The sequence below is a fragment of the Massilia sp. HP4 genome (assembly GCF_005222695.1).
Lineage (GTDB): Bacteria > Pseudomonadota > Gammaproteobacteria > Burkholderiales > Burkholderiaceae_D > Telluria.
The window spans coordinates 66,546-79,463 of record NZ_STGG01000074.1; the positions used below are offsets into that span (position 1 = coordinate 66,546).

Here is a 12,918-nt window from a genome sequence, read left to right on the forward strand (position 1 = left end):
GGTTGTAAGGAATTGCTACGTGGCGGCGATACCGTACTTGCGCCGCGTGGCCTGGTACTCGTCCTGCAGCGCCGCCAGCCGCGGATGCTGCGCATCCTGCGCCTGTATTCCGTCGAGCAGCCTGGCCGCGGTATCGCCCAGCGGGTGATCCCAACCCAGCTCGTTCACCTGGCGCAGGATGCCGCCGGCCGTCGCCACCATCACCTGCAGGTTGTGCGGCGCGATATGCAGCGCCTCGAGCAGGGTCTGCACCGCCCCGCGCACATCGCCCATATTGCGCTTTTCGTCGGCCACGCCCAGCAGGATCTGCGCCTGCGCCCGCAGTTGCTGGCCCATGCCTTCCACCATATCGGTGCGGCCGGCGTTCACGAACACGTGCATCGCCTGGTCGACCGAGACGCCGCTGTGGGTGTCGTTCATCACGGTCAGCATGACATCCGACGCCTGCTCGTCCAGCCGGTGATCGAGACAGGCCTTGGCCAGTTCCATGCGCAGGCCGGGCGAGGTCGCGCCGCCGGCGCGCACCGACGTCACCGCCGCCTGAAGTTCGGCCACCGCCGCGCCGGCATTGCCGGTCTTGTCGTGCAGGAGCGAGTTGGCGTACGCGCGGCAGGTATCGAGCGCCGGATTGCCGCGCAGCGAACGTTCGAGGTCGCGGATCACGCCGGTCGCGCCCAGCACGTCGTCGCGCACGACCAGCGCCTTGACCAGGTTGACGTGGTCTTCGGGATTGCGAAACTCGGAGTAGCGCGCCTTGCTGACCACCTGGCGAAACGATTTCTCGGCGGCTTCAAGGTCGCCGGTCGCGAGCGACACTTCACCGAGCTTGCGCAGGCGGCGCACCACGTGCGGCGAGATCTCGACCGCATCTTCGAGCACCTTCTTCGCGGCTTCAGGCTCGCCGCTCGCCTCCAGACAGCGCGCCAGCAGGTCGTAGCCTGCCATCAGGCGCGGATTGGCGACCAGCAGTTCGTCGAGGATGGCGCGGGCATCGTCGACCTGGTCGAGGGCGAACAGGGTGCGCGCGAGCCCCAGCGCGGCCCAGCCCAGCGCACGTTCGGCCAGCACCTCGCGGTACACCGCGGCTGCCTCGATATGTTCGTTCAGCGTCGTGTGCAGCTCGGCGCGGATGCGCGCGAAATCGGCCGCGAAGCGCGGCTGGGCAGCGGCGCCGTCGCGGCAGGCGGCGATCGCCTCGCGCAGCTTGCCCTGGGCAGCCAATTGCCAGGCCTGGAGCAGGGCGCTGCGGCGCTCCAGCGCACGCTTGATGCGGCCGCTGAGCATGTCGACCGTGAACGGTTTTAAAACGTAGTCGGTCGGCGTCAGTTCGGCCGCGCTGACCACCTTGTCGTACACGCCCTCGGAGGTGAGCATGATGAAGATCGTCGAGGCCGAGATCAGGCGATGGTGGCGTAAATCTTCCAGCAGCTGCTGGCCGTCCTGGCCCTCGCCGCTGCCGCCGGCCAGGTCGTATTCGCACAGGATGACGTCGTAGGAGCGCCGCTGCAGCTGCCGGATCGCGGTGTTGGCGTTGATTGCGTACTCGACCTTGCCGATGCCGGCCAGGTTCAGCATGTTCTGCAGGCTGGTGCGCATTCCCTGGTTGGGATCGACCACCAGCACCGCCAGGTTTCCATTCTCTTGCATCGTCGCTCTCGTCTCGTGCCAGGTGGTGCGCCGCCGGTAGCGTGCGCATTCAAATATTGTCTACCGTAAAGATACCGGCAAGTTTCAATTCGATCAAGGAAACTGCAGTGTCATATTGTCAGTCGGCCGCCGGCCAGACCATAGTGCAACACTGTATAATAGCGGGCTATCTTCCACCCTAGCAGCCACGCTGCATCAACGACTGTCCAAGCCATGTTGATTCTGCCGGGTTCCAATGCCCTGTCCGCCTTCCGTAGCCAACGCCTCCTGAGCCAACTGCAAGCCGTCGCCCCGTCGATTGCCGCCGTCCAGGGACGCTTCTACCACTTCATCGACACCAGCGCACCGCTCTCCGCCGGGGATACGCAACGCCTATCGGCGATGCTCACCTACGGCGAGCCGGCGGCCGAAACGCTGTACGAGGGCGTGACCGAGGAGTTCTTCGTCATCCCGCGCCTGGGCACGATCTCGCCCTGGGCGTCGAAAGCGACCGACATCGCCCACAACTGCGGCATGGCCCATGTGCACCGCATCGAGCGCGGCGTCGGCTACACCGTGGTGCTCAAGAGCGGCATCCTGGGCAGCAGCATTGGCGCCGCCAAGAAGCTTTCCGCGCAAGAGCTGGAAGCCGTGGGCGCGCTACTGCACGACCGCATGACCGAGTCGGTGCTGCGCAATGCCGACGACGCCCAGCACTTGTTCAACGAACTCGAAGGCAAGCAGCTCGAGAGCATCGACGTGCTGGCGCTTGGGCGCGGCGCGCTGGTGCGCGCCAACACGGAACTCGGCCTGGCGATGTCGGAAGACGAAGTCGACTACCTGCACGACGCTTTTACCAAGGCCCAGCGCAACCCGACCGACGTCGAACTGATGATGTTCGCGCAGGCGAACAGCGAGCATTGCCGCCACAAGATCTTCAACGCCGACTGGATCATCGACGGCGTCAAGCAAGATAAATCCTTGTTCGGCATGATCAAGAACACGCACCAGCTGAACCCGCGCGGCACCGTGGTCGCCTACAGCGACAACTCGTCGATCATCGAAGGCGCCACCGTGACCCGCTTCTTCCCGCGCGACGGCCAGGAATACGGCGCGTCCACCGAGCTGACGCACACCTTGATGAAGGTCGAGACCCACAACCACCCGACCGCCATTTCTCCATTCCCGGGCGCCTCGACCGGCGCCGGCGGCGAGATCCGCGACGAGGGCGCGACCGGCCGCGGCGCCAAGCCGAAGGCTGGCCTGACGGGCTTTACGGTATCGAACCTGCTGCTGCCGGATGCCCAGCGTCCGTGGGAGAACGCATCGGACGTCACCGGTGCCGAGCGTGTGGACGCCGTCTACGGCAAGCCGGAACGCATCGCTTCGCCGTTGCAGATCATGATCGACGGCCCGATCGGCGGCGCCGCCTTCAGCAATGAATTCGGCCGTCCGGTCCTGGGCGGCTACTTCCGTGCCTACGAACAGAACGTCGGCGCCGCGGGCGCGGTCTATGGCTATCACAAGCCGATCATGATCGCCGGCGGCATCGGCAATATCTCGGCCAAGCACACGCATAAAGACGAGATCCCGGTTGGCAGCCTGCTGATCCAGCTGGGCGGCCCGGGCATGCGCATCGGCATGGGCGGCAGCGCGGCATCGTCGATGGCGACCGGCACCAATACCGCCGACCTGGACTTCGACTCGGTCCAGCGCGGCAATCCGGAAATGGAGCGCCGCGCCCAAGAGGTCATCAACGGCTGCTGGCAGCTCGGCGACAACAATCCGATCATCTCGATCCACGACGTCGGCGCCGGCGGCCTGTCGAACGCCTTCCCTGAAATCGTCAACGACGCCAAGCGCGGCGCGATTTTCGACCTGCGCAAGGTGCCGCTGGAAGAGAGCGGTTTGGCGCCAAAGGAAATTTGGTCAAACGAGTCACAAGAGCGATATGTGTTGGCAATTTCGCCAGAAAGCCTTGCAAAATTTGCATCGCTGTGCGAGCGCGAGCGTTGCCCGTTTGCGGTGGTCGGCACTGCCACCGAAGAGCGCCAGTTGAAGCTGATAGACCAGCAAGAAGGTAATGCGCCGGTCGACATGCCGATGGACGTCCTGCTCGGAAAACCGCCGAAGATGCTGCGCGACGTCGAGCACGTCAAGAACACCTTCCCACCGGTCGACCTGACCGGCATCGAGCTGCCGGAAGCCGCGCGCCGCGTGCTGCTCAATCCGGCCGTGGCCGACAAATCGTTCCTGATCACGATCGGCGACCGCACCGTCGGCGGTGTGACCGTGCGCGACCAGATGGTCGGCCCATGGCAGGTGCCGGTGGCCGACTGCGCCGTCACCGCGATGTCCTTCGAGGGCTTCGTGGGCGAGGCGATGGCGATGGGCGAGCGCACCCCGCTGGCCGTGATCGACGCCGCCGCCTCGGGCCGCATGGCCGTGGGCGAGGCGATCACCAATATCGCCGCCGCCGCGATCAACGACATCTCGGACATCAAGCTGTCGGCCAACTGGATGGCGGCCTGCGGCCAGCCGGGCCAGGACGCCGCGCTGTTCGACACCGTCAAGGCAGTGGGCATGGAGTTGTGCCCGGCGCTGGGCGTGTCGATCCCGGTCGGCAAGGATTCGCTGTCGATGCGCACCACCTGGAACGACGAGGGCCAGAACAAGGCCGTGATCTCGCCGGTGTCGCTGATCGTGTCCTCGTTCGCGCCAGTGATGGACGTGCGCCGTTCGCTGACCCCGCAACTGCGCACCGATCAGGGCGACACCGCCCTGATCCTGATCGACCTGGGCCGCGGCAAGAACCGCCTGGGCGCCTCGATCCTGGCGCAGGTCACCCAGCAGCTGGGCGACGCGGCGCCGGACGTCGATTCGCCGCAAGACCTGAAAGCCTTCTTCGTCGCGATCCAGCAACTGAACGCCGACGGCAAGCTGCTGGCCTACCACGATCGTTCGGACGGCGGCCTGTTCGCAACGCTGACCGAGATGGCCTTTGCCGGCCGCACCGGCGTGTCGGTCAATCTCGACATCCTGACCATGGAGGGCGAGCACGCATCCGACTGGGGCGACGCCAAGAACTGGACCGGCCAGGTGGCCGAGCGCCGCAACGAGATGACCCTGCGCGCCTTGTTCAGCGAAGAGCTGGGCGGCGTGATCCAGGTACGTGCCGAAGACAAGAGCGCCGTCATGAACGTGCTGCGCGACCAGGGCCTGGGCGCCTGCAGCCACATCATCGGCAAGCTCAACGAGCGCGGCGCGATCGAGTTTACGCGCGACGCCAAGGTGATCTACAACGAGACCCGCAGCAGCCTGCACCGCCTGTGGAGCGAGACCAGCTGGCGCATCGCGCGCCTGCGCGACAACCCGGCCTGCGCGGATGCGGAATACGACCGCCTGCTGGACGAAACCGATATCGGCATGACGCCGAAAATCAGTTTCAACCTGGATGAAAATGTCGCCGCGCCGTTCATCGCGACCGGCAAGCGTCCACGCGTGGCGATCCTGCGCGAGCAGGGCGTCAACTCGCATATCGAGACCGCGTGGGTGATGCACCAGGCCGGCTTCACGGCGGTCGACGTGCACATGAGCGACCTGATCGCCGGTCGCGCCAGGCTGGACGACTTCCACGGCATCATTGCCGTCGGCGGCTTCTCGTATGGCGACGTGCTGGGCGCGGGCGAGGGCTGGGCCAAGACCATCCTGTTCAACCCGCAGCTGTCGGATCAGTTCGCGAAGTTCTTCGCGCGCCTTGATACCTTCGGCCTGGGCGTGTGCAACGGCTGCCAGATGATGAGCAACCTGAAATCGATCATCCCTGGCGCGCAGGCGTGGCCGAAGTTCACCCGCAACAAGTCGGAACAGTTCGAGGCCCGCTTCGGCATGGTCGAGGTGCTCGATTCGCCGTCGATCTTCTTCGACGGCATGGCCGGCACCCAGGCGCCGATCGCCATCGCCCACGGCGAAGGTTTCGCCGACTTCTCGCTGACCGGCGATTACGACGCTGCGCACAAGGCGATGCGCTTCGTGAACAACCGCGGCGAAGCGACCGAGACCTATCCGTTCAACCCGAATGGCTCGCCAGGTGGCCTGACGTCGGTCACCACCGACGATGGCCGCTTCACGGTGCTGATGCCGCACGCCGAGCGCGTGTTCCGTGGCGTCGTGCACTCGTGGGCGCCGGAATCGTGGGGCGACGAGTCGCCGTGGATGCGCATGTTCCGCAATGCGCGCAAGTGGGTTGGCTGATCGGCCGACGCAATGTGAAAAACGCCTCTTCGGAGGCGTTTTTAGTTAGCGGGGATGCTGCGTTGCGTTGACGGGAAACCCGTCGACCCCACCCCGGTCCAGGGTAAAGGCGACCTCGTCAGCAGGCGAAGCCTGCCGAGTCCACCCCTGCCGTACATAGAACGCCTCGGCCCGCGTCCCGGCGCCAGTGGACAGCGTGACTTGCGCAAACCCGAGCTCGAACAACCATGCAGTCGCCAGCTCCAGCAGATGCTTGGCAAGCCCCATGCCTTCATGTTCGGGATCCACGAATAGCGCCCAGATCGACCCATCGAGCCTGTTCGCATAGCTGAACGCGACGGTCACGCCATCGATCTGCGCCACCCAGCCGCGGCCATCGCGCTCCAGGAAGTCCTCGTACATTTGCTGCGTGACGCGCGCCGGGTCACGCAAGCGGTTCTCGTGCACCGACAGCCGGATGCGCGACATCTGCGCAATATCGGCGCTGGCTGCGCGTCGGAACACGGGGGCTGATGAATGCATTTTTTCACGTCATAAAAGAAAAAAGCGCCCCCGTGGGAGCGCTCTTGAAGACTGGGATGCAGCGATTACTGCACCTTGGCCTTCTTGACCAGGCTTTCGCGGTAGGTAGCCAGCTGGCGCTGCTGCAGGCCTTCTGCCACTTGCTGCTTGACTTCTTCCAGCGGCGGGACCTTGGTCGCGCGCACGTCTTCGAGCTTGATGACGTGGAAGCCGAACTGCGACTTGACCGGGGTCTCGGTGATGGCGCCTTTTTGCAGGGCGACCATGGCTTTCGAGAACTCTGGCACGTAGGTTGCCGGGCTGGCCCAGCCCAGGTCGCCGCCGTTCTGGGCGCTACCGTCTTTCGACTGCTTGGCCAGCTCTTCAAACTTGGCGCCGCCTTTCAGCTTGCCGATGATGTCCTTGGCGGTGGCTTCGGAATCGACCAGGATGTGGCGGGCGTGGTATTCCTTGTCGCCGATCATGGCTTTCTGCTTGTCGTACTCGGCCTTGATCTCGGCATCCTTGACCGGGTTCTTCTTGACGTAGTCGGCCAGCATCGCATTGATGATGATGCTCTGGCGGGCATTGTCGATGGCGGACTTGACGTCGGCGCGGGCGCCGATGTTCTGCTTGTCGGCCTCTTGGATCAGGACTTCACGGCTGATCAGGTCTTTCTTGATCGCGTCGCGCAACTCTGCGGAGTCGGTGGCGCGGCCCTGGGCGACGACTTGCTTGACCAGCTGGTCGACCCTCGCTTGCGGGATCGCCTTGCCATTGACGGTTGCAGCGTTTTGCGCGAGTGCAGGCAGGGCAACCAATGCGGTCATGGCTAACAACAGGCGGGCTGGCTTCAAAATCATTGTTGAGATCCTATATAAACACGAAAAGTATCGCCGCAGGCGACGAAAGCCGGCGCAAACTCAGCGCCGGCGACAGTACATATTACTGCACCTTTGCCTTCTTGACCATTTGCTCCTGATAGTCACGCAGCTTCTCTTGCGACAGCGACTCGGAGATCTGCGGCTTGACTTCATCGAACGACGGCAGCTTGACCGGACGGGTGTCGTCCAGCTTGATCACGTGAAAACCGGCGTTGGTCTTGACCGGCACGTCGGTGATCGCGCCTTTCTGCAGCTTGGTGAAGCCGGCCGAGAATTCTGGCGGCAGGGCGTTCGGGGTCACCCAGTCCAGGTCGCCGCCATTGCCGGCGGTGCCGGTGTCTTTCGAGGTCTTGGCCAGCTCTTCGAACTTGGTGCCGCCCTTCAGCTTGGCGATGCCTGCCTTGGCTTCGTCTTCGGTCGAAAACAGGATGTGACGCACATGGTATTCCTTGTCGCCGGTCTGGGTCTTGAACTTGTCGTACTCGGCCTTGATCTGGGCGTCGCTCACCGGGTTCTTGGTGATGTATTCGCGGGCCAGGGCATTGACGACGATCGACTGGCGCGCATTGTCCAGCGCTTCGCGCACGTCGGGCTTCTTGTCGTAGCCTTGCTTGACGGCCTCTTGCATCAGCACTTCGCGGGCGATCAGGTCGTTCTTGACGGCTTCGCGCAGTTCTGGCGAGTCCTGGCCCTGGCCCTGGGCCACGACCTGCTTGACGACGGCGTCGGCGCGCGACGACGGGATCGCCTTGCCATTCACCACTGCGAGGTTCTGGGCGAAGGCGGGAGCCGATGCGACGGCGACAAGGGCTAACAGCAGGCGAGCTGGCTTAAAGGTCATGTGTGTTCCTGTAGCGGGGAGAGTTGCTGGACGAGATTGGATTAATTGTTTTGACTAGCAGTTCAAATTGTCGGGCAAATTACTTAAAACTGCCTGAAACCGACGTAGAGGGCAGCTCGGAAGGCGCGACCGCATTGATGGCGAGCGCGTGGATTTCCGCCTTGTTGATCATATCGTGAACGGCATCATACACAAGACGATGGCGCATGACCAGCTTGAGGCCCTCGAAGCGCGATGACACGATTTTGACGGTGTAGTGGCTGCCCCCGGTGTTGCCGGCATGGCCGGCGTGCAGGTGCGAGTCGTCGATGATCTCGAGCGAGGCGGGCGCCAGCTCGGCCTCGAGGATGGCGCGCAGGCGTGCTTCGCGGTCAATGGTGGTCATGCGTCTTCCTCCTTGATGTATTTGGACAGCATCATGGTCTGGACCACGATGAAGGCAAAGAAAATGCCGGTAAAGCCGAACAGCTTGAAACTGACCCAGGCGCTGGTATCGCTACGGAAGACCACGAAGGCCATCAACAAGTTCAGCAGGCCCATGCCCACGAAGAACAGGATCCAGCTGTAGCCGATCCGGTTCCAGACCGGATCGGGCAGCTTGATATTGGCTTCCATCACCGAGCGCATCAGGTTCTTTTTATAGAACACCTGCGCAACCAGCAGGGCAAGGGCGAAGGCCCAGTAAAGGATGGTCGGCTTCCACTTGATAAACAGGTCGTCATGGAAATAGATCGTGGCGCCGCCGGCGACCAGGATCACGCCCAGCGACAGCCACAGCATATTGTCGACCTTGTGGCCGCGCACCAGCAGGTAGCCGACCTGCAGCGCGGTGGCGACGATCGCCACGGCGGTGGCCAGCAGGATTGCCGACTGCGTCGCCGGCACCGCGCCGCCCGCGATCAGCGGGGCAAGGTAGTCGACGGTCATGCGGTGCGCCCACTCCTGGTTGCTGTCGCCGTACTTGTATACGCCAAAGAACAAGAGGACCGGGAACAGGTCGAACAAGAATTTTTTCACAGCGCCGCCTTCAAATCGGTTCGAACCGCATCGAGGCGGAGTTGATGCAATAGCGCAGGCGGGTCGGCGGCGGGCCGTCCGGGAATACATGGCCCAGGTGGGCGTCGCATACGCCGCAGATGACCTCGGTGCGCACCATGCCGTGGGTGCGGTCGACCTTCTCGATCACATTGTTCGGGTCGAGGGCCTGGAAGTAGCTGGGCCAGCCGCAGCCGGAATCGAACTTGGTATCCGATTCGAACAGCGGGGTGTCGCAGCACACGCAATGGTAGATGCCGCGCTCGTGGTGGTCCCAGAACTTGCCGGTGAAGGCGCGCTCGGTGGCGGCGTGGCGGGTCACCTGGTATTCGGTCGGGTCGAGCTGGGCGCGCCATTCGGCGTCGGTCTTGGTCACTTTGTCGGTCATGATGTTCTTTCTTGATGCGCTTGAGAAAAAAGGGCAGGGCCGTGCGGCTCAGGACGAGCAGCTCACCTCGAGGTGGGATGCCCAGTCTGGCGGCAGGGCCGCATACGAATCGTTCTCGGCTTGCTCGTCGAAAGGACGCTCCAGCACCGCCAGCAGCTTGTGCACGCCGCTGAAGTCGCCGTTCTGTGCCTGTTCGATCGCCGTCTGCGCCAGGTAATTGCGCAGGATGTATTTCGGGTTAGCCCGGTGCATCCCCTCGCGGCGCGGTGCGTCGATGCTGCCCTCCTGGCGCAGGCGCGCGCGGTACTCCACGGCCCAGGCATCGAAGCCGGCGCGGTCGATGAACAGGTCGCGCAGCGGTTCATCCGCTGCCGGCTCGTCGACCTTGAGTTCGCCCAGGCGGCGGAAGAATAGCGTGAAGTCGGCGTGGTTATCTTGCAGCAGGCCAAAGGTGCGGTCGAACAGGCCGGCGTCTTCGTCGCGGCTTTCCTTCAGGCCCAACTTGGCGTGCAGCAGGGTGTCGAGCTGGCGGCCGAACTCGGGACGGTAGACGTCCAGCGCTTCCTCGGCCGCTTCGGGCTCGCCGATCAGCGGCAGCAGGGCATTGGCCAGCGCATAGCAATTCCAGTGGCCGACCGGCACCTGGTTGGCATACGAATAGCGGCCGCCCTGGTCGGTGTGGTTGCAGATGTGCTTGGCGTCGAAGGCTTCCATGAAGCCGAAGGGGCCGTAATCCAGGGTCAAGCCCAGGATCGACATATTGTCGGTGTTCATCACGCCATGCATGAAGCCGACCGTCTGCCAGTGGGCGATCATGCGCGCGGTGCGGCGCGTGACCTCGGCCAGCAATTCCTTGTACGGATTGGCGGCACCCTGCAGCTCCGGATAGAACTGGCCGATGACGTAGTCGGCCAAGGTGCGCAACTCGGTCTCGCGGTTGCGCGAGGCCCAATGCTCGAAGGAACCGAAGCGCACGAAAGTAGGCGCCATGCGCGTTACGACAGCGGCACTTTCCATGGTTTCGCGGGCGATCGGCTGCGGCGAACCAGTCATCGCCAGTGCGCGCGTGGTCGGGATACCGAGGGCGGCCATGGCCTCGGAGCACAGGAACTCGCGGATCGACGAGCGCAGCACCGCGCGGCCATCGCCCATGCGCGAATACGGCGTGCGGCCGGCGCCCTTCAGCTGCAATTCCATCGGGCCGGTCGGCGTGGCGATCTCGCCCAGCGTGATCGCGCGGCCATCGCCCAGTTGGCCAGCCCAGACGCCGAACTGGTGGCCGGAGTACACGGCCGACAGCGGCTGCGAGCGCGCTGCAACCTTATTGCCGCTAAACACGTCGACGAAATCGGGACGCGCGAGATCGGCCACGGAGAGCCCGATGAGGGCCGCGGCAGGGCTGCTCGCCGCAATGAAGTGCGGCGAGGGCAACGGCGTCGGCATGAGGCGCGTAAAGAACGCCGGTGGCAATTCGGCAAACGAATTGTTGAAGGGGAGTTCGTCGGCAGTGATGGCAGTGTCCGTGGCTAAGTGATCAGGATTGGCGGGATTTTACCGCACCAGGCCGATTCTATTCGCGCACCCGTGTGCTGTGGATCGGCGTTACATCCGGTAACCAGCTGTTGCCGGTGCCGGTCCGACGCTTGCTGCAGCGCATCATCGAATCCGGTTGACGACCGCACGATGCGAAGACGACACTTTGCTCGTTGCCAATATGTTCACGGAGACCCGATGCAATCCTATCCGATGAGTCCCTTGCAAGGCCAGATGATGGATCAGCCGCTGCTGGTGTCGAACATCATCGAGTTCGCGGCGCGCCACTATGGCGACAACGAGATCGTGTCGCGCCGGGTCGAGGGAGACTTGCACCGCTATACCTACCGCGACTGCACGCGCCGGGCGCGCCAGCTGGCCAATGCGCTCGGATCGCTGGGCATCGGGATGGGCGAGCGGGTCGCCACCCTGGCCTGGAACGGCTATCGCCATATGGAGCTCTATTACGGCGTCTCGGGTTCGGGCGCGGTGCTGCACACGATCAATCCGCGCCTGCATCCGGAGCAGGTCGCCTATATCGTCAACCACGCCGACGACCAGGTCCTGTTCTTCGACCTGACCTTCCTGCCGGCGATCGAAGCCATGGCGCGCCAGTGCAAGACCGTCAAGGCCTTCGTCGCCCTGTGCGGCCGTGAGCACATGCCGCCGGCGGGCGCCATTCCCGGCCTGCTGTGCTACGAAGAACTGATCGGATCTGCTGCCAGCGAGTACGACTGGCCGCAGTTCGACGAGCGCTCGGCGGCCGCGCTGTGCTACACCTCGGGCACGACCGGCAACCCGAAGGGCGCCCTGTATTCGCACCGCTCGACCGTGCTGCACGCCTATGCCTCGGCGATGCCGAATGCGCTCAATGTCTCGAGCGCCGACGTGGTGCTGCCAGTGGTGCCGATGTTCCATGTGAATGCCTGGGGCCTGCCGTACTCGGTGCCGCTGTCGGGCGCCAAGCTGGTGTTTCCGGGGCCGGCGCTGGACGGCAAGTCGCTGTACGAGCTGTTCGAGGCCGAAGGCGTGACCTTCTCGGCCGGCGTGCCGACGGTCTGGCTGGGCCTGATCAACCACGTGCTGTCAAATGACCTGCGCTTTTCCACCTTCCGCCGCACCGTGATCGGCGGCTCGGCCTGCCCGCCGGCGATGATGGACACCCTGATCGACCGCCTCGGGGTGCAGGTGGTGCACGCCTGGGGCATGACCGAGATGTCGCCGCTCGGCACCGCCTGCACCTTGCTGGCCAGGCACACGCACCTGCCGCTCGAGGACCAGCGCGCGGTGCTGAGAAAGCAGGGTCATGCGATCTTTGGCGTCGACCTGAAGATCGTCGACGACGACGGGACCGAGCTGCCGTGGGACGGTGCGACCTATGGCCACCTGCTGGTCAAGGGGCCGTGGGTGGTGTCGGGCTACTTCCGCGACGAGGGCGGCGACGTGCTGCAGGATGGCTGGTTCCCGACCGGCGACGTGGCGACGATCGACGCCGACGGCTACCTGGCGATCACCGACCGCAGCAAGGATGTGATCAAGTCGGGTGGCGAGTGGATCGGCACGATCGACCTGGAGAACGTGGCGATGTCGCACCCGGCGGTGCTGCAGGCGGCGTGCATTGGGGTGCAGCATCCGAAGTGGGCCGAGCGGCCCTTGCTGGTGGTGGTGCGCCGGCCCGGCATGGAGGTTTCGCGCGACGAGTTGCTGGGCTGGTTTGCCGGCAAGGTGGCCAAGTGGTGGACGCCGGATGACGTCGTGTTCGCCGACAGCCTGCCGGTGGGCGGCACCGGCAAGATCCAGAAGAACAAGCTGCGCGAAGCGTATGCTGGCCACCGCCTGCCGACCGCCTGAGGCGC

The 12,918-nt window shown here is 64.3% G+C and carries 10 protein-coding genes; 2 read left to right on the forward strand and 8 right to left on the reverse strand.

Annotation, left to right across the window (positions count from 1 at the left end; genetic code table 11):
- Nucleotides 1-15: 15 nt before the first annotated feature.
- Nucleotides 16-1,647, reverse strand: coding sequence for a tetratricopeptide repeat-containing response regulator (locus tag E8M83_RS25575; RefSeq protein WP_137176167.1), 1,632 nt, complete (start codon nt 1,645-1,647; stop codon nt 16-18).
- Between the two features lie 213 nt (nt 1,648-1,860).
- Between E8M83_RS25575 and purL the strand changes: the two genes are divergently transcribed.
- Nucleotides 1,861-5,880, forward strand: coding sequence for a phosphoribosylformylglycinamidine synthase (gene purL, locus E8M83_RS25580; protein WP_137176168.1), 4,020 nt, complete (start codon nt 1,861-1,863; stop codon nt 5,878-5,880).
- A gap of 45 nt (nt 5,881-5,925) precedes the next feature.
- Here the strand turns inward: purL and E8M83_RS25585 are convergent, their stop codons facing one another.
- The 7 genes from E8M83_RS25585 to E8M83_RS25615 all read right to left on the reverse strand — a co-directional run bounded on the left by E8M83_RS25585 (nt 5,926) and on the right by E8M83_RS25615 (nt 11,041).
- Complete coding sequence (locus tag E8M83_RS25585; RefSeq protein ID WP_137176169.1) at nt 5,926-6,402, reverse strand: GNAT family N-acetyltransferase; 477 nt, start codon at nt 6,400-6,402, stop codon at nt 5,926-5,928.
- 65 nt (nt 6,403-6,467) lie between these two features.
- Nucleotides 6,468-7,244 carry a peptidyl-prolyl cis-trans isomerase gene (locus tag E8M83_RS25590; RefSeq protein ID WP_137176170.1) on the reverse strand — a complete coding sequence of 259 codons (777 nt, stop codon included), beginning with the start codon at nt 7,242-7,244 and terminating at the stop codon, nt 6,468-6,470.
- A gap of 82 nt (nt 7,245-7,326) precedes the next feature.
- Nucleotides 7,327-8,106 (reverse strand): peptidyl-prolyl cis-trans isomerase, encoded by a 780-nt coding sequence (locus E8M83_RS25595; RefSeq protein ID WP_137176171.1) that lies wholly within the window; start codon nt 8,104-8,106, stop codon nt 7,327-7,329.
- Nucleotides 8,107-8,185: 79 nt separating this feature from the next.
- Entirely contained in the window at nt 8,186-8,491 is a 306-nt protein-coding gene (locus E8M83_RS25600) for a BolA family transcriptional regulator (protein ID WP_137176172.1), read from the reverse strand.
- On the reverse strand, nt 8,488-9,123 hold the full coding sequence (locus E8M83_RS25605; RefSeq protein ID WP_137176173.1) for a septation protein A: 636 nt from the start codon (nt 9,121-9,123) through the stop codon (nt 8,488-8,490). Before E8M83_RS25605 ends, E8M83_RS25600 begins: the two co-directional genes overlap by 4 nt.
- Nucleotides 9,124-9,133: 10 nt before the next feature.
- A complete protein-coding gene (msrB, locus tag E8M83_RS25610) occupies nt 9,134-9,529 on the reverse strand; it encodes a peptide-methionine (R)-S-oxide reductase MsrB (protein ID WP_137176174.1) in 396 nt (131 codons plus the stop codon).
- A 48-nt stretch (nt 9,530-9,577) separates the two neighbouring features.
- Complete coding sequence (locus E8M83_RS25615; protein ID WP_137176175.1) at nt 9,578-11,041, reverse strand: YdiU family protein; 1,464 nt, start codon at nt 11,039-11,041, stop codon at nt 9,578-9,580.
- A gap of 219 nt (nt 11,042-11,260) precedes the next feature.
- On the opposite strand from E8M83_RS25615, the gene E8M83_RS25620 reads away from it, so the two are divergent.
- Complete coding sequence (locus E8M83_RS25620; RefSeq protein ID WP_137176176.1) at nt 11,261-12,913, forward strand: 3-(methylthio)propionyl-CoA ligase; 1,653 nt, start codon at nt 11,261-11,263, stop codon at nt 12,911-12,913.
- Nucleotides 12,914-12,918: the final 5 nt, after the last annotated feature.

Excerpts from the sequence above, each read along its gene's own strand:
- E8M83_RS25585 (WP_137176169.1), bottom strand. The coding sequence starts at position 6,402 with ATGCATTCATCAGCCCCCGTGTTCCGACGCGCAGCCAGCGCCGATATT.
- purL (WP_137176168.1), top strand. The coding sequence starts at position 1,861 with ATGTTGATTCTGCCGGGTTCCAATGCCCTGTCCGCCTTCCGTAGCCAA.
- E8M83_RS25590 (WP_137176170.1), bottom strand. The coding sequence starts at position 7,244 with ATGATTTTGAAGCCAGCCCGCCTGTTGTTAGCCATGACCGCATTGGTT.
- E8M83_RS25575 (WP_137176167.1), bottom strand. The coding sequence starts at position 1,647 with ATGCAAGAGAATGGAAACCTGGCGGTGCTGGTGGTCGATCCCAACCAG.
- E8M83_RS25595 (WP_137176171.1), bottom strand. The coding sequence starts at position 8,106 with ATGACCTTTAAGCCAGCTCGCCTGCTGTTAGCCCTTGTCGCCGTCGCA.
- E8M83_RS25620 (WP_137176176.1), top strand. The coding sequence starts at position 11,261 with ATGCAATCCTATCCGATGAGTCCCTTGCAAGGCCAGATGATGGATCAG.
- msrB (WP_137176174.1), bottom strand. The coding sequence starts at position 9,529 with ATGACCGACAAAGTGACCAAGACCGACGCCGAATGGCGCGCCCAGCTC.
- E8M83_RS25600 (WP_137176172.1), bottom strand. The coding sequence starts at position 8,491 with ATGACCACCATTGACCGCGAAGCACGCCTGCGCGCCATCCTCGAGGCC.